The organism is Nitrosomonas oligotropha (genome assembly GCF_009833085.1).
Lineage (GTDB): Bacteria > Pseudomonadota > Gammaproteobacteria > Burkholderiales > Nitrosomonadaceae > Nitrosomonas > Nitrosomonas oligotropha.
In genome coordinates this window covers 1-20,101 of the sequence record NZ_QRBZ01000035.1, presented here as the reverse complement: position 1 = coordinate 20,101, position 20,101 = coordinate 1, and the positions used below count along the sequence as shown (strand labels likewise).

At 48.7% G+C, this 20,101-nt stretch carries 20 protein-coding genes; 7 read left to right on the top strand and 13 right to left on the bottom strand.

Annotation, left to right across the window (positions count from 1 at the left end; all coding sequences use genetic code 11):
* Positions 1 to 82 precede the first annotated feature (82 nt).
* Positions 83 to 1,258, bottom strand: a complete 1,176-nt coding sequence (locus tag ABD07_RS11450) for a M20 aminoacylase family protein (RefSeq protein WP_160818376.1) — start codon at positions 1,256 to 1,258, stop codon at positions 83 to 85.
* Positions 1,259 to 1,408: 150 nt separating this feature from the next.
* Entirely contained in the window at positions 1,409 to 2,899 is a 1,491-nt protein-coding gene (locus ABD07_RS11445; protein WP_160818375.1) for a DegQ family serine endoprotease, read from the bottom strand.
* Positions 2,900 to 3,035: 136 nt separating this feature from the next.
* Here ABD07_RS11445 and yaaA point away from each other — a divergent pair, with 136 nt between their 5' ends.
* The 4 genes from yaaA (at position 3,036) to phoU (ending at position 5,753) form a co-directional block, all read left to right on the top strand.
* Positions 3,036 to 3,818 (top strand): peroxide stress protein YaaA, encoded by a 783-nt coding sequence (gene yaaA / locus ABD07_RS11440; protein ID WP_160818374.1) that lies wholly within the window; start codon positions 3,036 to 3,038, stop codon positions 3,816 to 3,818.
* Between the two features lie 31 nt (positions 3,819 to 3,849).
* Positions 3,850 to 4,230, top strand: a complete 381-nt coding sequence (locus ABD07_RS11435; protein WP_160818373.1) for a nuclear transport factor 2 family protein — start codon at positions 3,850 to 3,852, stop codon at positions 4,228 to 4,230.
* Positions 4,231 to 4,318: 88 nt separating this feature from the next.
* Positions 4,319 to 4,978 carry a ribose-5-phosphate isomerase RpiA gene (gene rpiA / locus ABD07_RS11430; RefSeq protein WP_160818372.1) on the top strand — a complete coding sequence of 220 codons (660 nt, stop codon included), beginning with the start codon at positions 4,319 to 4,321 and terminating at the stop codon, positions 4,976 to 4,978.
* 67 nt (positions 4,979 to 5,045) lie between these two features.
* A complete protein-coding gene (phoU, locus tag ABD07_RS11425) occupies positions 5,046 to 5,753 on the top strand; it encodes a phosphate signaling complex protein PhoU (RefSeq protein WP_108698158.1) in 708 nt (235 codons plus the stop codon).
* Positions 5,754 to 5,799: 46 nt separating this feature from the next.
* Here the strand turns inward: phoU and ABD07_RS11420 are convergent, their stop codons facing one another.
* Genes ABD07_RS11420 through ABD07_RS11395 form a run of 6 tightly spaced genes read right to left on the bottom strand, consistent with a single transcriptional unit; the run spans position 5,800 to position 12,256 of the window.
* A complete protein-coding gene (locus tag ABD07_RS11420) occupies positions 5,800 to 6,261 on the bottom strand; it encodes a type IV pilin protein (RefSeq protein WP_160818371.1) in 462 nt (153 codons plus the stop codon).
* A 52-nt stretch (positions 6,262 to 6,313) separates the two neighbouring features.
* Positions 6,314 to 9,820 (bottom strand): pilus assembly protein, encoded by a 3,507-nt coding sequence (locus ABD07_RS11415; protein ID WP_160818370.1) that lies wholly within the window; start codon positions 9,818 to 9,820, stop codon positions 6,314 to 6,316.
* A gap of 33 nt (positions 9,821 to 9,853) precedes the next feature.
* Positions 9,854 to 10,426 carry a pilus assembly PilX family protein gene (locus tag ABD07_RS11410; protein ID WP_160818369.1) on the bottom strand — a complete coding sequence of 191 codons (573 nt, stop codon included), beginning with the start codon at positions 10,424 to 10,426 and terminating at the stop codon, positions 9,854 to 9,856.
* Positions 10,423 to 11,223 carry a PilW family protein gene (locus ABD07_RS11405; RefSeq protein ID WP_160818368.1) on the bottom strand — a complete coding sequence of 267 codons (801 nt, stop codon included), beginning with the start codon at positions 11,221 to 11,223 and terminating at the stop codon, positions 10,423 to 10,425. Before ABD07_RS11405 ends, ABD07_RS11410 begins: the two co-directional genes overlap by 4 nt.
* Positions 11,220 to 11,729, bottom strand: a complete 510-nt coding sequence (gene pilV / locus ABD07_RS11400) for a type IV pilus modification protein PilV (RefSeq protein ID WP_160818367.1) — start codon at positions 11,727 to 11,729, stop codon at positions 11,220 to 11,222. Before pilV ends, ABD07_RS11405 begins: the two co-directional genes overlap by 4 nt.
* Positions 11,720 to 12,256 (bottom strand): GspH/FimT family pseudopilin, encoded by a 537-nt coding sequence (locus tag ABD07_RS11395; protein ID WP_240142533.1) that lies wholly within the window; start codon positions 12,254 to 12,256, stop codon positions 11,720 to 11,722. The genes pilV and ABD07_RS11395 overlap by 10 nt, the downstream gene beginning before the upstream one ends.
* 228 nt (positions 12,257 to 12,484) lie before the next feature.
* On the opposite strand from ABD07_RS11395, the gene thiO reads away from it, so the two are divergent.
* On the top strand, positions 12,485 to 13,591 hold the full coding sequence (gene thiO, locus ABD07_RS11390) for a glycine oxidase ThiO (RefSeq protein WP_160818427.1): 1,107 nt from the start codon (positions 12,485 to 12,487) through the stop codon (positions 13,589 to 13,591).
* A 6-nt stretch (positions 13,592 to 13,597) separates the two neighbouring features.
* Here thiO and ispH read toward each other — a convergent pair whose 3' ends face one another.
* Both ispH and ABD07_RS11380 read right to left on the bottom strand, forming a co-directional pair.
* Complete coding sequence (gene ispH / locus ABD07_RS11385) at positions 13,598 to 14,542, bottom strand: 4-hydroxy-3-methylbut-2-enyl diphosphate reductase (protein WP_108698152.1); 945 nt, start codon at positions 14,540 to 14,542, stop codon at positions 13,598 to 13,600.
* An 85-nt stretch (positions 14,543 to 14,627) separates the two neighbouring features.
* A complete protein-coding gene (locus ABD07_RS11380; RefSeq protein ID WP_160818365.1) occupies positions 14,628 to 14,834 on the bottom strand; it encodes a hypothetical protein in 207 nt (68 codons plus the stop codon).
* 330 nt (positions 14,835 to 15,164) lie between these two features.
* On the opposite strand from ABD07_RS11380, the gene ABD07_RS11375 reads away from it, so the two are divergent.
* Both ABD07_RS11375 and ABD07_RS11370 read left to right on the top strand, forming a co-directional pair.
* On the top strand, positions 15,165 to 16,427 hold the full coding sequence (locus ABD07_RS11375) for an ATP-binding protein (RefSeq protein ID WP_160818364.1): 1,263 nt from the start codon (positions 15,165 to 15,167) through the stop codon (positions 16,425 to 16,427).
* A 5-nt stretch (positions 16,428 to 16,432) separates the two neighbouring features.
* Positions 16,433 to 16,993 carry a response regulator transcription factor gene (locus tag ABD07_RS11370; RefSeq protein ID WP_160818363.1) on the top strand — a complete coding sequence of 187 codons (561 nt, stop codon included), beginning with the start codon at positions 16,433 to 16,435 and terminating at the stop codon, positions 16,991 to 16,993.
* 6 nt (positions 16,994 to 16,999) lie between these two features.
* Here ABD07_RS11370 and ribD read toward each other — a convergent pair whose 3' ends face one another.
* The 3 genes from ribD to glyA all read right to left on the bottom strand — a co-directional run bounded on the left by ribD (position 17,000) and on the right by glyA (position 19,956).
* Entirely contained in the window at positions 17,000 to 18,091 is a 1,092-nt protein-coding gene (gene ribD, locus ABD07_RS11365; protein ID WP_160818362.1) for a bifunctional diaminohydroxyphosphoribosylaminopyrimidine deaminase/5-amino-6-(5-phosphoribosylamino)uracil reductase RibD, read from the bottom strand.
* A gap of 68 nt (positions 18,092 to 18,159) precedes the next feature.
* Entirely contained in the window at positions 18,160 to 18,642 is a 483-nt protein-coding gene (nrdR, locus tag ABD07_RS11360; RefSeq protein ID WP_160818361.1) for a transcriptional regulator NrdR, read from the bottom strand.
* 66 nt (positions 18,643 to 18,708) lie between these two features.
* Entirely contained in the window at positions 18,709 to 19,956 is a 1,248-nt protein-coding gene (glyA, locus tag ABD07_RS11355) for a serine hydroxymethyltransferase (RefSeq protein WP_108698147.1), read from the bottom strand.
* Positions 19,957 to 20,101: the final 145 nt, after the last annotated feature.

Below are 20,101 nucleotides of genomic sequence, written 5' to 3'. Positions count from 1 at the left end.
ATGCACGATTTCAGTGCACACTACTTCTACTGCACGAGTCCGCAACTTAGTATTTGAATCCCACAATACGGATCAACAGAAATTAAACAGACAACTCATTCTCCACCAACTTAACCCAATACGCCGCACCCAGCGGCAAAATCTCGTCGTTAAAATCGTAGTGGGGATTATGCAGTAAGCACCCGCCTTCCGAGCTGCCGTTGCCGATCCAGATGTAGCAGCCCGGTTTCTGTTGCAGCATGAAAGCGAAGTCTTCCGCACCCATGCTGGGGGTGGGCGCGGTGTCGACGCATTGTTCACCGGCAACGGCGGTGGCGGCGCGGATCGCATTGGCGGTTTCATCCGGGCTGTTAACGGTGACCGGGTAGCCGGGGTTTTCGGGGTTGAAGCGGATATCGGCTTGCAGCTGGAAGCCTTGTGCGACGCTTTCGGCCAGATGGCGAATGCCTTGTTCCAGCTGCTCTCGCACGGAATTCTTGAAGCTGCGGAAAGTGCCGCGAATGACGGCGGAATCCGGCAGCGCATTCCAGGTGTTGCCGCCGTGAATTTGCGTGACACTGACCACCGCAGCATCGGCGGGATCGATCCGGCGGCTGACGATGGTTTGCAATTGCGTGATCAAATGCGCGGCAGCAACCAACACATCGTTACCGAGATGCGGCATCGCGGCGTGCGTGGCTTGCCCTTTCAAGATAATCTCGAAACAATCGAACGACGCCATCATCGGACCGGCTTTAACGGCAAAATGACCGGCGGGCACATCCGGGAAATTATGCATGCCGAACACCCGTTGCGCCGGGAATTGCTCGAACAAGCCTTCGCTGATCATTTGATGCGCTCCGGCACGGCATTCTTCCGCCGGTTGGAAAATGAAATACACCGTGCCGTCGAAACGGCCGTGCTCGGCCAGATAGCTCGCCGCACCGAGCAGCATGGCGCAGTGCCCGTCGTGACCGCAAGCGTGCATTTTGCCGCTGTTACAGGAAGCATGCGCGAAGCGGTTTTGTTCCTGGATGAATAGCGCATCCATATCGGCACGCAGTGCAATGCTGTGAGTGCCGTTACCACGGCGCAGAACACCGACGATCCCAGTTTTCGCCACCCCCTGATGCACCTCGATACCGGCTTGTTGCAGTTGCGCGGCGATCAGTTGCGCGGTGGCGGTTTCTTCAAAAGCGGTTTCAGGGTGCTGGTGGATTTGCCTGCGCCAGCGGAGCATGTCGGCATGGAGGGCTTGAATTTCCAGAGCGATGTTCATGACTAATCAACGAATGAATGATATCGGGCCATCCTATCACGGGATCACATTCATCATAAACCACCCGCAGGCTCAAACATCACCGCAACCACATGCGCTGTGTGAAGCGGGTAAACCATTTCCCGCTTCACACAGCGCTGACTCACTTCATCAACGCCAGCTCAACACCACATAGCGCGATACATCATCATCCCGCACCAGTAACAGCACTTTATTATTGGTACTGTTTTTTACTGCCTGATTGAACTCGGCGGGGGTGTTAACCGCTTTGCGATTGACTTCCAGAATCACACTGCCAGGGCTGATACCCGCCATGGTTGCCACCGATCCCGGGGCCACTTCGGTCACGACGACACCTTGCCCGGCTTTTATTCCCAGTTGCCGCGCTACATCGGCGGTAACGGTCTGCACCGTCAAGCCCAGCTTATCGCTCGCATGCGACGAAGATTCTTGCGCCGCGAGTTTGTTATCGCTGAGTTTGTCGATTTTCACGGTGATGCTGCGCTGCTTACCGTCGCGGACGATATCGAATTCCACTTTGCTACCCGGTTGCGCCAATGCGACCTGGTTGCGGAAATCGCCGGTATCGCTCACCGGCCGCCCCTGATAGTTCACGATCACATCACCGGCTTTGAGACCGGCTTTTTCAGCAGGCGAGTTTTTTGTCACTTGCGCGATCAAAATGCCTTTGTCATTTTTCAAATCGAAGGACTTGACCAAATCGGCGGTCAGCGGCTGAATCATGATGCCCAAGTAACCCCGCACTACTTCGCCCTTGTCGATCAATTGATTGGCGATACGCTCGGCCAGATTGATCGGAATGGCGAAGCCGATGCCCATGTAACCGCCGCTGCGGCTGAAAATCGCGGTATTCATACCGATCACCTCGCCGTCCAGATTGACCAGCGGCCCGCCGGAATTGCCGGGATTGATCGCGGCGTCGGTTTGAATGAAGTCTTCGTAATCGCTAATACCGAGCGAAGTTCTGCCTTTCGCGCTGACCACACCGACCGTCAAGGTATGACTCAACCCAAACGGATTTCCGATCGCCACCACCCATTCGCCCACTTCCAATTGGGCATAATCGCCGATTTGCACTGCGGGCAGATCGCTGGCTTCGATTTCGATCACGGCGATATCCGATTTGGGGTCGGTGCCTTTAATTTTTGCTTCAAACTCACGGCCATCGAGAAACTTGACACTGATTTTGTCGTTCCCTTCGATCACATGATTATTCGTCAGGATATAGGTTTTTTTATTGTTGGCCGCAAAAACAAAACCGGAACCTTGTCCGACAACCGAGCGTTGCTTGCCTTGCTGTGGTTTCTTTCCCGGTGCATTAAAGCGGGGAGAATCGGGCAGGCGATCGCCAAAGAAGCGCCGGAAAAATTCATCGCCGAATGGAAAGTTATCGCCGCCCCCATTGCCAAACGGGAAACCGAACGGCGACATCTGCGCCGCTTCGGTTTCCCGTTCAACTTGAATCAGTACCACCGACGGTGAAACTTTACGCGCCACTGCGGCAAACGCCTTGCCGGTTTGACGCAAACTTTCCACGCCATTGCCCTGCTGCGCCCATAGATCAACCGGCATCAGCAGCGCCAGCGTCAACAGCACAATTAAATTACGATATCCAAGCATGATTCGCTCCTCCGATCGACAAAAAAATGTTTGATAAATTAGGCCAGCAATAGTTTGGGGCTGCTGACGCAAATTACAAGTAACCTTTACTCAGTGAGCGAATCTGATAGTATTTTTTATTTCAGGATAAAAACGCATGATTATTGTCATTTCACCGGCAAAAACACTGGACTTTGAAACACCCCCATTGACGCAGGTGCACACACAACCGGATTTTCTCGACGATTCGGCGATGCTGATCGATGAACTCAGAAAACTGGAGCCCAGCCAAATCGGTGCGATGATGTCGATCAGCTCTAAATTGGCCACGCTCAACTCAAACCGCTACTTCGCCTGGAATCGCCCGTTTACGCTGAGAAATGCCAAGCAAGCGATTCTCGCGTTCAAAGGCGATGTCTATACCGGCTTGGATGCCGAAACGATGACCGGAAACGAACTGGCGTTCGCGCAAGATCATTTGCGCATTTTGTCGGGACTGTATGGCGTGTTGCGCCCGCTGGATCTGATGCAGCCTTACCGGCTGGAAATGGGTACTCAGTTCAAAAATCCGCGCGGCAATAATTTGTACGAATTCTGGAACGATAAAATCACCCAAGCGCTCAACCGGGATTTGGCGCAACAAAAAGACGGCGTCCTGATCAACCTCGCTTCCCATGAATATTTCCAGTCCGTCCAACCCGGCAAACTCAATGCACGGATCATCACTCCGGTTTTCAAGGATCAGAAAAACGGTGTTTACAAAATTATCAGCTTCTTCGCCAAGAAAGCCCGCGGCATGATGAGCCGCTACATTATCCAGAACAAACTCACAAGACCCGAAGCCATTAAAAACTTCGATGTGGCGGACTACCGCTTCAGCCAGGAAGATAGCGGCAAGGATGAATGGATCTTCACCCGCGCGGAATCGAAATCCGCATGACCCTTAGTAAGCATTTATGTGTGCAGAATCAATGAACATCGGGCAACCCATCGAACTGGCAAGAAACTACGTCACTTTATCGAATAATCACGACCTGGTGCAGATCGAGCGTCTGTTTGCGGCCGATGCCACTTATTATTCCGCTTACTTCGGTGAATACAAAGGCAGTTCGGCCATCCATGCCATGATGGTCAGCTTCTTTGGCCGCTTTCCCGATGCCCATTGGGAAGTTACCGAATATCGCAGTATTGAAAATAATGGCGTGGAATTCGCGTTTACAATGAGCGGTATCGATGCTTCTTCCAGAGAGCAGGTAAAACGGCAAGGATTGGAACGCATATACTTCACACCGGAAGGATTGATCAGGCACATTGCCGTCTGCAAACCCGGTGATTTTCCCAAGCTTGATTGACAACGCGGATCGCTAGAAGCATTGTCTAAATTCGCAGATAACGCTATCCTGACAGGCTATATCAATTTTTGTCTGGATAGGGCCATAAATGACACAAGACGAACAAAAACGAGCAGTTGCAGCAGCTGCAATTCAGCATATTCCGGTGGGTTGTATTGTTGGGGTAGGCACAGGCTCCACTGCTAATTACTTTATCGATGAATTAGCCAAAATTAAAAATAAAATCGAAGGCGCGGTTGCCAGTTCAGATATAACGGCGCAACGTCTGAAAGGTCATGGTATTGAAGTACTGGATCTGAATAATGTCATCGATCTTCCCGTGTATGTCGATGGCGCGGATGAGATCACCGAACACTTGCATATGATCAAAGGTGGCGGCGGTGCGTTGACACGAGAGAAAATTGTCGCGGCGGTTGCCCGGAAATTTATCTGCATTACCGATCAAAGCAAATTAGTCAATATTCTTGGCAACTTCCCGCTGCCCGTTGAAGTCATACCGATGGCGCGCAGCTATGTAGCGCGCGAGATTGTGCACTTGGGTGGACATCCGGCCTTGCGTCAGGGTTTCGTCACGGATAACGGTAACGTCATCCTGGATGTGCATGGTTTACAGATTATGAATCCGGTTGAATTGGAAGCAACGCTCAATCAGATTACCGGTGTTGTAACCAACGGCCTTTTTGCCCGGCGTCCGGCGGATACGTTATTATTGGGAACAAACAACGGTGTACGCACCATTACTGTGTGATTAGTATTAAGCATGGATAATTAAGACCGTAAAGCATTACATACTTTGAATCCTCAAAAGGCAGACCATGGCAACTAAAGAACATATTTCCAAGCAGTTCGACGCTGACCTTGAAGAAGTGCGCACGCGCGTTTTGCAAATGGGGGGCTTTGTTGAAGAACAAATCGAGAATGCGATCGATGCTTTAACGAGTGGCAATGAAGAGCTGATTGATCTGGTAATTACCCGTGATCACCGTGTCAACGCGATGGAAGTTTCGATTGATGAGATCTGCAATCAGATTATTGCGCGCAGACAACCGACGGCAAGCGATTTGCGCATGATTATGATGGTGATCAAGACAATTACCGATTTGGAGCGCATCGGCGACGAAGCTGCAAAAATCGCCCGCATGGCAAAACTGATTTATTCAACGGATCGTATGCACATTCCGCGTTTTAATGAAGTTAAGCATGTCGCCAGTATCGCCATGGATATGCTGCACAAGGCGCTCGATTCCTTCGCCCGCTTGGATTTGAATGCCGCTGCGCAAATTGTGCGGCAGGATGAATTCGTCGATGAAGAATTCCGCTCTATCTTGCGTCAACTGATTACTTTTATGATGGAAGATCCCAGGAAAATTTCAACTTGCCTGGAAATCGTATTTATCGCCAAGGCCATCGAGCGCATTGGCGATCATGCGAAAAACATGTCTGAATACGTTGTTTATATGGTCAAAGGTAAAGATGTCCGTCACGTGACAGCCGACCAGATTGAACAGGAAATCAGAGAATAAAGCCTATTCACAATGGTCTTCTAAAGATAAGTTAGCGGAATGACAATTATCGATTCCAACAGTCTGCAACAACCCCGCCTGCACCTTGCGCTCCAGTATTACTTAAAGTGAGTGTGCCGCATACGTCGCCTGCCATTGAACCTACCGGAACTGCTTGGAGTATGAAAGTATTGTTTGCCACGGCTTGAAGCGAAATATTATACTGCGCCGTACCACTTCTCGGCGATTGTGTGATGGGTAAAGTAACTGCCACATCGTCTCCGCCAGTGTTTGCTATACCATCCGCCCCTACTGTTGCATCATACTGATTATTCTGAGAATAGAATCGCTCCATGAATTGAGCATTTTCGTAAAGCAGTGACTTCGCAACAGCCCGGTTAGATTGCCTTACATAGTTCTGATAAGACGGCACAGCAATTGAAGCAAGAATACCTAGAATTGCCACTGTAATCATGAGTTCAATCAAAGTAAAACCCATCGCTCTAAATAAACGGGGTGTTGAATCCATAGTCTTTTTAATCTCCTAGAATCTAATTTTTATCATATGCATTGATTTTGTATCAATGCATCAGCTCTCGCCACGTCACCCGGCCACGTAATCCGGCAGCACCTTTCGCCGTTGTTGTCTGCTCTAGCGTACCATCAGCTTTTGAATACACCAGCCTATCATCTTCCGCATGACCTCTGATGCGTGTGACACCACCAACAGAAAAGCCAATTTCTACGCCTGCAGACAAACCATCGTCAAGCGCAAGAATTCTATTTCTATTGGTATCAAATGCGGGCGAAGAAAGCATCCCTCCAGTCAAGAAATCGATTGCATTCACGACCCCTCTACCGCCAAAGTCGCAAGGCGATGCGGACGGCACAATACTCGTGAATACAAAAATCCCATCTTCCAAACTAGGCACGCCTGTAAGTCTTTCACCACTAACGGGCAGATTTACATACCAGCCCTTAATTGTGGTTGAGTAGGACACCGCATTTTGGGTCGCGGTTCTAACCGTCCCATCTGTTAGCACTTGTTGAACAAGCGCACCCGCCGTTACCGTTGCTGCCGTGCTATTATCCCATACCCCATAGATAGTCTGCGCACTTGTAGATGTAGTATCAGCAGTTTCCAGGTATTTGCCCGTCCCAAACAAAACAAGCTGGCCACCCTTAGGATGGAAACTCACAGAAGGCGGAGCAATAATAGGTTTTGACGTACCGGATACAAACAAAGGTGTCCGGCTTATAGCCACATTCCAGCTTGAAGGAGTCGCAGAGCTTACATCGAATTTCCACAAATTTCCTTTGATATCACCCGCGTATATCACATCAGCCTTGCCATTGCCATTGGTATCAAATGGTGTCGGTGTCGAAAGGCCATTTCCCGTGCCTGCATCGGCGATCAACTTGATGTAATCCGTTCCAACTGTCCAGGTGCCATCTTCCCCCCCAGAAATAAATAGGATATAAAGAACCGCCTTGCCGCCCGTGCTGTTATAACCATTACCAACAATCACAGCCCATTGATTGTTCTCCATCTTGACGATCTGCGTTGCTTGACCGGTAAATGAGTTAACTTGCGGCAGATTGTGGCTATACCCCATATCGCTATCATCAGCATTGGTAAACTCCCACAACAGTAAATTTGCAGCATTCGCAGCAGTAAAAGTTGGCGCTGCTTTCGATGCATCCGCCGGATTAGTAATATCCAGAGCATAGTAGCCTTGACCGCCGCCATTCAGACCACCAACGAGTATACTTCTCCAGTTTGAAGTTGCACTCGAATAAACATCCCCCGTCATTGGAGATCCATCCACGAAATAGCGATGATTAGCAGTATAATCCTTGTCTGTCAGTCGGCTTAAATTGTCATAAACGGAGCTCGGAACATAAACTAACAGCTCTTTACCCGAATCGGCAGCCGCACATCCCGCCGTCACCCCAGCAATGCAAGCATTAAACCCGTGCAACATCCCGTCATTGGCGCCAACGTATATCATTGGAGTCCGATCCTTATAGCTATTTCTGAATGCAGCATAGCCGGGATGATCCACATTGGAATAACCCGCGATGGGTTTTCCCACATAGAGCGGACCGGAGTTGACAATATCACCCAGCTTACTGGTAGGGCGAACCCGAAAATTATTGACAGATGTGGAACTAGCGCATGTGAATGTTCCACTTGCGCTCTCACGTACCGAATCTCCTCGCAAAAATGACACTCTTTCGGGACCGCAATTATCGGTAGTACCGGAAGCATTTTTGTTGAGTGAAGCTTTTTGTGCAGTAGTTAGATTACTATATTCAAATGAAACTCCGTCACTACTGCCCTTTGTAATAATGACTCGAGAAGTCGGTGTAATCGTTCTTGATGCAAGCGATACATCTGCGGCATTCCATTCGGGGGTACCCATTACACCAGCGGAACTGATTGGAATTGACAACAATTGCCCACTCCAATCACCGCTATTGAACTTTGCTTGATAGACACGCCCATTTGTCGTCAATGAATTGGAATTGGCTGCCACTGCTGATGCTGAGCCGGTCCGTGCCACGATAGTTTTAAGTGCGCTGGTTAATGCATTGGTAAATGCCGTAGGATCAGCGGCACTAAAGAATTCTCCCCTTCCATTTACAGCCGCATGCCACAAATCATCTATTTTCACCGCATCACCCGTTGTCGGATCAGGCCAAGTTTGCGCTCCGGAAGGTAATGCGCTCAATGTACCAGTTACCCCCAAACCAACGGCAAAAGTGACCAAATGCTGCCAAAATGCCGGATCATGTGGATTGACAGGCACCTTATTAGATAAATCCGTACGCAAATCATTTTTCCAGTATTGCATCGCTGCATCAGCGAGTGTGTCGCTATAAGCATCCGAATAAGGAAGCGCCGGAGCATATGTATAAGTTGCTGGAGTTGCGGGTAAAGAGTTATTCGTGATGGCAGAACCAGATAAATTGTCGGAATTATCCAAACCCGATATAGAACCCTCAGTCCAGTAGCCATCCGTCATCAAAATATTATAATTCTGCCGGCATACATGCTGCGTACCTCCGGTCGAACCGGGTGTCTCACCCCACGGACCTTTATCGTCGGTTCTCTTGAAATATTCGCCCACAGCCAGCACAGCCTCTCGCAAAGGTGTGCCTGCTGCGGGAATATCATGATCATAAAGATTGGTAAAAAAGTTTGTTCTGTCAGTTCCAGTAAATTGCCTTACGCCACTTTTTACAACCGTTGTTGCCACACCATCAATGGTTGTAGAAGACTTATTGATCGCCGCAAATCCCACACGCATGGTATTTCCTTGCGCTGCGAATGCCCTGCCTACCCCCGCACGAGCCAATAAAATACGAGAACGATAGTATGTGTACCAATTAGCAAAGTTCTGAATTTCTTCAGCATACGTACAAGTAGGGGCGGCAACACAATCCGTGCGGTTTGGCCCGCCGGTATAAGTAGTGGTCGTCGAAATGATCTTTACTTCCGTGTAACTGCTTGCGGCATTGATGCTGCCTGAGTTGTATTTAAAATATACAGCAGGATAGAAAGATTTTGACGAACTGGACGATCTGATACCACTATCTTTCAGCCAATTTGCAGTCTGTGTATTGTTCACTGTAAGATTGCGGCAGCCTGCCGCGGTATTGAATGGATTATGGTAAGCGCAGGTAGCATCAGCATTACTCATCAGCGATCCATCGGCGTTACTCCAAGGCAAATATCTCACAGCCGGGTCATAATAAATTTTATTGACATAGCTGGATCTTAACGATGCAGCATATCGGTTTGCTGGATCAAAATCGACAACATAATTGTTGTAATCTGCTGAACCATAAACACCTGACGCACGAGGAAACATATAACGCACATCTTGTAGAATCAAGTCTTCCGGCATCACCTCAAAATGCATTGATCCCGAATCATCAAGTGTGAACATGACATTGGGAGAAATGTTGCCGCCTAGAAAAAGAGGGGTATTTGAAAGGGGAGGTAGCGCCAGGACATTACTCGCCAAGATAGCCAATAAGAAGCCAATCAGATGCTTCACTGTAACCAATATTTTCTTCATGATCTTTATATCCCTGACAGTTTTCTCGTAAACCTATGGCCTAAAAACTTCTTGTAACCACACTACAGTGCCTTGCTTGGCTCCTTGAGCTCGGACCGTGATGCGGTAGTAATATCTTAGAAAATTACCTGGTGGGGTTTTCTGAATTCCTTCAATCAAATAAGTCGGGGCTGGCACCCCAACAGGCAAATTAGGTGCTGTATATGCAACACCATCAACTCTAAAAATATTGCCCGTAACGTAGCTGATGGGGCAAGCAGGAGTGCAATACGTAGTCCATGACGACACAGCCGGAGCATCCACTCCAGAACCGTAATAACAAAATCCATCAGTGCAATTCGTGTCAAATTCACTCATCCCTTCAATCGATTTAGGTGAGTTCGTGGATGGATCATTATCACGAATGTGGTGTTCGGCATAACGCAGTGCCATTTCAGCCGCTTGCGTTGCGAGCATACGATCTCGTATATTGGCAGACATTCGTTCTTCTATCGTTGCCATCTTTGCAGCTGTTATTCCCAGAAGAGACAAAACCAGCAGAAAAATCAAACCTGTCACAAATACAGCCCCACTCTGCCGCTGATGAAGATATGAATTTATATTCATGGCGTACCATTAATACGATTACGTAAATTAAAGGTTGCTGTAAAAGCTCTTCTTAGCCGTCTGTCGGCTGGAATTGCGATTGATGTTCCGCTGCAATTCAGGTAATTTCCCGCAGACACCACGTTTGTCTTCTCAGAACGAACCAAAACACACGCGCGTACAGTAACCACTTGTTCCCAATCCAGAGGTGACTCCACATACCGGTCAACGGATTGATCACCATTGGTATCTACCCCATATAGAACTTGTAAATCTTCTACATCACTCAGCAGTACTTGACCCAACGGCGCCGCCCCTGGCACCGTTGGAGTATCGGAAATTTGACCATCACACTGTAATTCAGCATTGGCAGCATCAATATTAAAATGATTCTGAATAATCCTGCCCGCAACAGTAACGCCTGTTCCTTCACAATCACTATCTCCGGTTGTGCCTTCATATTGAACCGTCAGGGTATCGGCTACACCGGTACCGCCATTGGTACCGCTAATAGCAGTACCAGTGAATTCAACTTTGAATCCAGAAAATGGCATTTCCACATGCCCAGCTTGCTTGATACTGCGGCCAATAATCTCCAATGCAAAACGCCCGCTCTCTTGCACGCGGGCATTATCTTCCTGCTCACGGAATACTTGTCGGCTACTGACAAAAACACTGCCGATAACGAGTAGTAATACCAAGCCGATTGTCATTCCGATCATCAGCTCAACCAGAGTAAAGCCACGCTGAATATTCGGCGCTCTATTCCGTCGCTCAATTTTGAAATTATTCTGCTGGACTGTTGAAATAATTATCATGGAGCAAACCTCGTAACGAAACATCGGGTATTAACTACACCCCCGAGACAATTAGGATCTGCTTCGCCGTTCATTTCCTTCTCGGTCCACATCAAGATAACTGTATACCCTGTGGTTAAACTTCCATTCACAGTTCCAGCCCCGCCTGGCAATAACCTGGCATTTGCCGTATTCCATTGAGCGTGATCATAAGTTGCCATTTGTGTTGAACTACAGGTATTTGTGACGCAATCCAAACTACTTGGAATAGTTGCAGTAAGCGCATCATATGCACCTGCAGTTACACCGGCTATGTTGGCGCGCATGCGATCGGTGATATCCTCTGTTTGTTTACTGGCTATCGAACGGTAGTACGCGACATTGTTACCTCGCGCACCTGATACAACCAGTGCTGCCATACTCAATAAACCAAAAGACACAATCAAAATCGTAATGAGCACTTCTATCAAACTAAAACCGTTAGCCTGAACTTGTCGTCGCATTAAGGATTTTCTATTTATCCGCATGTTCCGGTGCCTGTCTCAGTACGAAAACGCCCCTGATTATTTAGGATAATAGCTTTGGAATATGCCGCCCCCCGGTTGTCGCACAATGTAAAAGTATCGTTGGATGCCATAGAGAAGCCATTGGCTGTGAAAGTGACTCGTGCTTTGGTTCCTGAAAAGGTATTTCCGCCCGAGAAAGCTGCCCCAACCTGCAAAATTTCATCGCCAGCTTCAACGACACCATTGCTATTGGTATCAGCAAAAACCAGCCAACCATTCGACCAGATTACCCCTCCAGTGCAGCTTGTACCGTTTGTGCTAGGGCAAACTGTGACAGGGCTACTGCGACGAATAGCTTCACTTTTCGCCAAAGCCAGCGTGGAATAAAAATTGTTGCTCTGTGTCGATTGTCTATTGTTTTGTACAAAGGTGCGATAGCTAGGTACAGCAACTGTTAACAGAATGCTGGCCACACTTAAGGTGACCAACAGTTCAGTCAAAGTGAAACCATGCTGATACAACCGGTTAACTAATTGCCTCTTTCCCATTTGCATATTTCAATACTCTTTTCTTTTATCTCTTTAGACTCAATTAGTGCTATCTATCGGCTAGATTTTAGCGGCCATAATTTAGACAAACTTTAGCTTTTCGAGCACAATCTAATATCCATCACAATCTATAAATTCAGTGCAAAGCATTTTCCAACTATCGGTAGGGAATAGAATTTGCCTTACCAAAATTTCTATCTGTCAGCAAAAACAAACTCTCAAGCCATTATGAAACAAGATGTCATCGTCATCGGCGCAGGAATCATAGGGCTTGCAACAGCAGAGCGCCTTTTAGTTCAGGGTGCCAAAGTTACGATTCTTGAGCGCAACAAAACCGGGCAAGAATCATCCTGGGCAGGCGGTGGTATTTTGTCGCCGCTTTTTCCTTGGCGCTATTCCGATGCGGTTACAAGTCTTACCAGCTATAGTGTGTTGCAATTTCCGGAATGGGTTTCTATATTGCGTGAAACTTCTGGCATTGACCCGGAGTACCAAATATCCGGCATGTTGATTTTGCCGCCTTATGATGAAGAAACTGCCCGACGGTGGTGTTCCATGCGAGGGATAAAGCTAGAGCAGCGTACGGCTTGTGATATTCATTCAATCTATGCCGTTATTGCCGATCAAATGAATAAAGCTCAGAATTGTGCTTTATTCCTGCCGGATGTTGCTCAAGTCCGTAACCCAAGACTTTTACGTGCGTTGCGCAGCCGAGTTGAACTATTGGGTGGGAAGATCATTGAAAACTGCGCAGTCAATCATCTAAAAATAACAGACCGGCACATACAATCCGTTGCTACATTGTGTGGAGAATTTCCGGCCGATAACTATATTGTGTGCGCAGGTGCTTGGAGTACAAAAATTTTGGGAATCCATGCACTCAAATTGGATATCAAACCGGTAAAAGGGCAAATGCTACTATTTAAATTTGATACGCCTCCTATACCAGCCATTATCGTGCAGAATGACTTGTATCTTATTCCACGCCGCGATGGTCATTTACTCATTGGCAGTACTTTGGAGGATGCAGGATTTAACAAGCAAACGACAATAGCCGCGCGCGATTCTCTGCTTGAGCGGGCTCAAATTATTCTGCCAGCACTTGAGAAAACGCCCATCAAGCAGCATTGGTCAGGATTACGTCCGGCTTCGTTAGAGAATATCCCCACCATTGGGCGGCATCCGGTCATTCGCAATCTTCTGATTAATAGCGGGCACTTCCGCTATGGCGTCACGATGGCCCCTGCCAGTGCGGAAATTCTGGTAAACGAAATGACTGGAGCAGCACAACCGTTTGATACCGCTCCTTACCAGGCGGGATGGGATACTAACTAAAAAACATCAAGCTTTGGGCAATGGAAACACCACCGATTCCACCACGCCACTCAATTCTTCTATCGTCACATCTTCACCGATTTGTTCGGCTCCGATTTGCTTAAGCCGGGAAATCACTTGTTGCACCAGAATTTCCGGCGCAGAAGCTCCGGCCGTAATACCGATAATTTTCTTCCCGACAAACCAGGCTTCTTGCAATTGCTCGGCACGATCCACCATATACGATTCTACATTGGCATTCCGTGCGACTTCACACAACCGGTTAGAATTTGAACTATTGGGAGAACCGACGACGATGACCAGATCGCATTGATTAACCATTTTCTTAACGGCATCCTGACGATTCTGCGTGGCATAGCAGATATCGTCTTTTTTAGGGCCGGTAATCATTGGAAATCGTTTCTTTAAGGCATCCACAATGCGCGCAGCATCGTCGACCGACAATGTCGTCTGCGTCACATACGCCAAATTTGTTTCGTCCTTAACTTTTAAGGTATCTACATCCGTTTCGGTTTCAACCAGATACATCCCTTTATCGACACCTTCAATTTGCCCCATCGTGCCTTCAACTTCCGGGTGCCCTTGGTGGCCGATCATGATAATTTCCTTGCCCTCTTTGCGCATTTTGGCTACTTCCACATGCACTTTGGTGACCAGCGGGCAAGTTGCGTCAAATACCTTCAGTTTCCGATCCGCCGCCTCGCGCCGTACCGCGTGCGATACACCGTGCGCACTGAAAATCAGAATGCTGTCTTGCGGCACTTCATCCAGATTTTCAACAAATACGGCGCCTTTCTTCTCCAGGTTCTCGACCACGAAACGGTTGTGAACGACTTCATGCCGCACATAAATCGGCGCTCCGTGCATCGTTAACGCACGCTCCACAATTTCTATCGCTCGGTCCACACCGGCACAAAAACCCCTCGGGTTTGAAAGTAGTACTTTGATCATCTATTTATCCTCCAACAATGGATAGCTTGCCTATACTCATTCTCTGATACAAACATCAGGCATTAAAATTTTGGCGCTATTATTTTTAGGCTGCTTGATAACATCCCACCAGTGCAGCACGATACTCCCCGGAAATCCTGACTACCCGGTCAACACAAGGAAGGCTGCTGACCTCCTCAACCGGTAACACTTTGGTATTACCAATCCGGTAGATTTCTATCAGCGTTTGTCCGGTACCCGCTTCAGTATGAATACATCTCGAAATTCCCGGTAAGTTGGCCAAGTACGCCATCAACTGCTAATATTCCGCGCTAACAGGCTGGATACTGGGAACAGGGATTAGAATCATAAAAAAATTCAATAAGATAACTCCAGCTCCCGGTCCACCACAAAACCGGCCCACGATTCTAACCGAAAAAACCGCCGCTTACCACGATTCCGGCAAATGTTCGTACCGTCATGTTTTTCACAATGCCATTTGCTGCGCAGCATGAATACATCCGCTGATTTTTCTATTCTAATCTTGCCGAATTATACCTGAGACAATTTGTCGCATAGCCATACAGAATAATTTAAGCTAATGTTACAGGTTTCCCAGGCAATTAAAGCTGCACCATCCTAAATGTTCAGTGATCTCAGTCAATCGCCCCTCAGTAAAAATTTGCAGCGCCTGTTTCTGCTACGAAACATCGCCATTGCCGCGCAGTGCCTGACCTTTGCTTTAGTGTATTGGACTATCGATATCGTCATTCCCTGGACGCAAATGATCACCGTGGTCACGTTGCTCGCTCTGTTAAATCTACTGACATGGATCCGCTTGCATCGCAATTGGCCGGTATCCCACCTGGAATTTTTCTTACAACTTCAGATCGATGTCCTGGCACTCAGCACATTGCTGTATTTCAGCGGTGGCTCTACGAATCCATTTATCTCATTATTTCTGCTACCGATGACGATAGCTGCGGCCACGCTGCCATGGCGTTACACCTGGACCATGGCGATCATTACAATCGCCTGCTACACCTTGTTGCTGTTCAATTACGTGCCGTTACCGCACGACCACAACAAGCATCTGACTGAATTTGCGTTGCATGTATCAGGGATGTGGCTGGCTTTTGTGTTAAGTACCGTCATCATTGCATGGTTCGTCGTGAGAATGAGTTCCTCCATCCGCGAACGGGATCAGGATCTCGCCAAGGCGCGAGAGCATGCATTGCGCAATGAGCAAATCATCGCATTGGGAACATTGGCCGCCGGCGCCGCGCATGAACTCGGCACACCCCTCTCGACCATGGCCGTCGTCGCGGGAGAATTACAGCAGGAATACACACAGGACACTGAATTCCAGAATAACATCCATATTCTTCGCGATCAGATCGCACACTGCAAGCAAACTTTAACGCAGCTATTGGCGAAAGCAGGTCAGGCCAGAGCCGAGCATGGTAGCGAATTACCCGTAGATGTCTTTCTTAATCAGATTCTCGACAAATGGAAGCTGATACGTCCCTCGGTTAAGTTCACTTATCAAAGCACAGGTGACCTGCCAGCCCCCAAAATTATGGACAATCAATTATTAAGCCAATCGCTGCTGAATCTGCTGAATAACGCAGCGGATGCATCGTCCGAATGCATTGAAATTAAAAGTCATTGGGACGGTAATCTGGAACTGAAACTGGAAATTAACGATGACGGCAAAGGTTTATCTGCGGAAGTAATGCAGCGCGCTGGCGAAGCCTTCTTTTCCACCAAGGCGCCGGGACAAGGCTTCGGCATCGGCTTGTTCCTCGCCAATGCCAATATTGAGCGCTTTGGCGGCAGTGTCCGCTTGTTTAATCTCGAAGGCGGCGGAGCCTGCACACAGGTTGTTTTACCGCTAATAGGATGAATAGCATGATTGAACCTTCATTAACGGATAATAGCGAATACCCGAGTTTACTGATTGTCGACGACGATGAAGTTTTTTGCGATGTATTGTCCAAAGCGCTCACAAAACGAGGCTTTAGCATCACCTGCGCGCACACTATCGATGATGCGCTGAGTCTGGCTGAAACATCCACACCGGAATATGCGATTGTCGATCTAAAATTATCCAGTGAATCGGGCTTGGTCCTAGTTGAGAGATTGAGAAACCTGGATCCGGGCACTCGAATTGTCATGTTGACGGGGTATGCCAGCATCGCCACTGCGGTAGAAGCGATCAAACTCGGCGCCACACATTATCTCGCCAAGCCAGTCGACGCGGATGAAATCATGGCGGCTTTTGAACGCACAGTTGGAGAAGCGAACATTCCGATCAGCGCGCATCCTTTATCCGTAGGCCGGTTGGAATGGGAATACATTCAACGAATCCTCACCGAGAACGACAACAATATCTCGGTCACTGCCAGAATATTAAACATGCATCGCCGCACATTGCAGCGTAAGCTCGCCAAGCGGCCGCTACGTGAATGACAAGTCTTATAAAAACCCCGCAATTATCCGGATATCCTGGCCGATCATGCGAATATCCTGAATCGTAAGCTTTTTCTTTTGTTCAAGATTGGTCAGTTCAGGTAATGCAATCATACCCTGCGCATCGTTGCCGATTAAATGCGGGGCAAAATAAATAATTAATTCATCCACTAATCCGGCTTCAACCAGAGCGCTATTGAGCCCGCTACCGGCTTCCACCAGCACTTCATTGATGCCGGATTCAGCCAGCACCGTCATCATTTGTTGCAGATCAACCGCGCCTTTGGCGTCCGGTAACGCAATAACCCGGGCATTCATCTGACTCAGCGCAGCTTTTTTTTCCGGATTCTCTGCATGGGCGGTGAAAATGAATGTTTCTTCCCGGCCTTGCAGCAAGCGAGCCTCCAAAGGTATCGCCAAATGGCTATCGACGATGACTTTCCTGGGTTGACGATCTGTGTCGATATGCCGGACGGACAACTGCGGATCATCGGACTTGACGGTGCCGATGCCCGTCATGATAGCGCATGAACGAGCCCGCCACCGGTGGCCATCGCGCCGCGCCGCTTCACCGGTAATCCACTGGCTGACACCATTATTCAGTGCAGTCTTACCATCCAGGCTGGCGGCTGTTTTTAAACGCACCCAAGGCTTCTGCCGCGCCATGCGGGAAACAAAACCGGCATTCAATGCATGCGCTTCGGCTTGCAGCAATCCCGTCTGCACGATAACCCCGGCCTGCTGCAATGCAGCCTGCCCACGCCCGGATACCAGCGGATTGGGGTCTTCCATCGCCATAACGACCCGCGCGATACCTGCGGCGATCAAAGCATCGGCGCAAGGCGGCGTCCGGCCGTGATGGCTGCAAGGCTCCAACGTCACATAAGCGGTCGCACCACGGGCTATAGTCCCCGCAGCAGCCAAAGCATTAATTTCCGCGTGCGGCTGCCCCGCTTTTTCATGCCAGCCGCTGCCCGCAATCCGCTCATCGCGCACAATCACACAACCGACGCGCGGATTGGGTGTCGTGCTATACAGTCCTCGCTCGGCTAAGCGCAAGGCATGCGACATGAAGGCATAATCTGCGGCAGAAAACATCGGTACTGTTATTGCGGTGGAGTAATGGGCTGTGCTGGCAATAGAACGTCCAGAGCCATTCTATTGATTCAGGATACTTTGTTGGTTGGCAACGGCTGATGCGGTTTTTGCACTTCCTTGATTGCATCGCGAAAGTCATCCACATCCTGGAAGCTTTTATAAACCGATGCGAAGCGGATATAGGCAACCTTATCGAGTTTATACAGCTCTTCCATCACGCTTTCACCGATACTGCGCGAGGAAACTTCGCGTTCCCCCATCGCTAAAAATTTCTGCACAATGCGATCAATCGCGGCATCGACATAACTGGTGGGAACCGGGCGTTTGTGCAGCGCCCGCTTAAAACCCGTCAGCAATTTGTTGCGGTCAAATTCCGTCCGGCTGCCATCGTGTTTGACCACCTGCGGCAAACGGAGCTCGACGGTCTCGTATGTGGTAAAACGCTTATCACAGGCAGGGCAGCGGCGGCGGCGGCGAATCTTGTGACCATCCTCGCTGACCCTCGAATCGATGACATTGGTGTCATCGGCATTACAAAAAGGACATTTCATACGCAATTAAACCCGCCATAACAACCTGAACGGACGATTATTCAATTCCGTCCAGGTTGATGAGGTTTATCCATAAACCGGAAATTTTGCGCACATTTTTTTTGCTTCAGTAGCCACGCGTGACAAAACCGCCGCATCTTCCGGCGCCGCCAGCACATCGGCGATCAGATTAGCCAATTGTTCCGCTTCCAGTTCTTTAAAACCTCTCGTGGTTATCGCCGGTGAACCGACACGAATACCGCTGGTCACGAAAGGTTTCTGCGGATCGTTAGGGATGGCGTTTTTATTCACCGTGATATGCGCATGCTCCAACGATGCTTCCGCCTGCTTTCCGGTCAGATTCATCGCCCGCAGATCAACCAAGAACATATGACAATCGGTCTGTCCGGATACGATGCGCAAACCGCGATTGGTGAGCACTTTCGCCATGACTCGCGCATTCTCGATCACCTGCTCTTGATAATCCTTGAATTCCTTGCTGGCTGCTTCCTTAAACGCCACCGCTTTGGCCGCAATCACGTGCATCAAAGGGCCGCCTTGAGTTTGCGGAAATATAGCGGAATTCAGTGCTTTCTCATGCTCCGGCTTGGCCATGATAATGCCGCCGCGTGGACCACGCAGGGTTTTATGCGTGGTGCTCGTCACGAAATCTGCGATGCCAACGGGATTGGGATAAAAACCGGCAGCAACCAGTCCGGCATAATGCGCCATATCGACGAACAAGTAGGCGCCGACGGCATCAGCAATTTTGCGAAAACGCCCCCAATCAATGACTCGCGCGTATGAAGAAGCGCCTGCAACGATCATTTTCGGTTTATGTTCATGAGCCAACCGTTCAACCTCGTCATAATCCAGTAGTTCAGTATCCGGACGCAAACCATACGAAATCGAATTAAAAATCTTCCCGCTCATGCTCACGCTGGAACCGTGCGTTAAATGTCCTCCGTGCGCGAGTGACATGCCCAGCAGGGTATCGCCAGGCTTGAGCACGGATAGATAAACCGCTGCATTGGCTTGAGATCCTGAGTGCGGTTGTACATTGACATATTCAGCGCCGAAAAGCGCTTTTAAGCGATCAATCGCTAACTGCTCCACCTGATCCGCATACATACAGCCGCCATAATAGCGTTTTGTGGGATAGCCTTCGGCGTATTTATTGGTTAAAACAGAGCCTTGGGCTTGCATGACTGCGGGGCTCGCATAATTTTCCGAAGCAATTAATTCGATATAGTCTTCTTGACGTTGCATCTCCCCTTTAATCGCCTGCCATAATTCCGGGTCGACATTTTCTATTGTGTGTTTCTGCGAAAACATGGTGATACCAATCCTTTGAAATTTTTTGGAACCGAGAAAATTTGTATATTACCACTACCTGTAGAAACGCTGATAGCTGATCTCATGGTAGCAGCACAAAAAAGAAAGGAAATTCTTTCTATAAGGTGTAAGAATTTCTAGCGTT

Coding starts and splice junctions, on each gene's coding strand:
- ABD07_RS11450 (WP_160818376.1), bottom strand. CDS start 1,258: ATGAACATCGCTCTGGAAATTCAAGCCCTCCATGCCGACATGCTCCGC.
- ABD07_RS11445 (WP_160818375.1), bottom strand. CDS start 2,899: ATGCTTGGATATCGTAATTTAATTGTGCTGTTGACGCTGGCGCTGCTG.
- yaaA (WP_160818374.1), top strand. CDS start 3,036: ATGATTATTGTCATTTCACCGGCAAAAACACTGGACTTTGAAACACCC.
- ABD07_RS11435 (WP_160818373.1), top strand. CDS start 3,850: ATGAACATCGGGCAACCCATCGAACTGGCAAGAAACTACGTCACTTTA.
- rpiA (WP_160818372.1), top strand. CDS start 4,319: ATGACACAAGACGAACAAAAACGAGCAGTTGCAGCAGCTGCAATTCAG.
- phoU (WP_108698158.1), top strand. CDS start 5,046: ATGGCAACTAAAGAACATATTTCCAAGCAGTTCGACGCTGACCTTGAA.
- ABD07_RS11420 (WP_160818371.1), bottom strand. CDS start 6,261: ATGGATTCAACACCCCGTTTATTTAGAGCGATGGGTTTTACTTTGATT.
- ABD07_RS11415 (WP_160818370.1), bottom strand. CDS start 9,820: ATGAAGAAAATATTGGTTACAGTGAAGCATCTGATTGGCTTCTTATTG.
- ABD07_RS11410 (WP_160818369.1), bottom strand. CDS start 10,426: ATGAATATAAATTCATATCTTCATCAGCGGCAGAGTGGGGCTGTATTT.
- ABD07_RS11405 (WP_160818368.1), bottom strand. CDS start 11,223: ATGATAATTATTTCAACAGTCCAGCAGAATAATTTCAAAATTGAGCGA.
- pilV (WP_160818367.1), bottom strand. CDS start 11,729: ATGCGGATAAATAGAAAATCCTTAATGCGACGACAAGTTCAGGCTAAC.
- ABD07_RS11395 (WP_240142533.1), bottom strand. CDS start 12,256: ATGGGAAAGAGGCAATTAGTTAACCGGTTGTATCAGCATGGTTTCACT.
- thiO (WP_160818427.1), top strand. CDS start 12,485: ATGAAACAAGATGTCATCGTCATCGGCGCAGGAATCATAGGGCTTGCA.
- ispH (WP_108698152.1), bottom strand. CDS start 14,542: ATGATCAAAGTACTACTTTCAAACCCGAGGGGTTTTTGTGCCGGTGTG.
- ABD07_RS11380 (WP_160818365.1), bottom strand. CDS start 14,834: ATGGCGTACTTGGCCAACTTACCGGGAATTTCGAGATGTATTCATACT.
- ABD07_RS11375 (WP_160818364.1), top strand. CDS start 15,165: ATGTTCAGTGATCTCAGTCAATCGCCCCTCAGTAAAAATTTGCAGCGC.
- ABD07_RS11370 (WP_160818363.1), top strand. CDS start 16,433: ATGATTGAACCTTCATTAACGGATAATAGCGAATACCCGAGTTTACTG.
- ribD (WP_160818362.1), bottom strand. CDS start 18,091: ATGTTTTCTGCCGCAGATTATGCCTTCATGTCGCATGCCTTGCGCTTA.
- nrdR (WP_160818361.1), bottom strand. CDS start 18,642: ATGAAATGTCCTTTTTGTAATGCCGATGACACCAATGTCATCGATTCG.
- glyA (WP_108698147.1), bottom strand. CDS start 19,956: ATGTTTTCGCAGAAACACACAATAGAAAATGTCGACCCGGAATTATGG.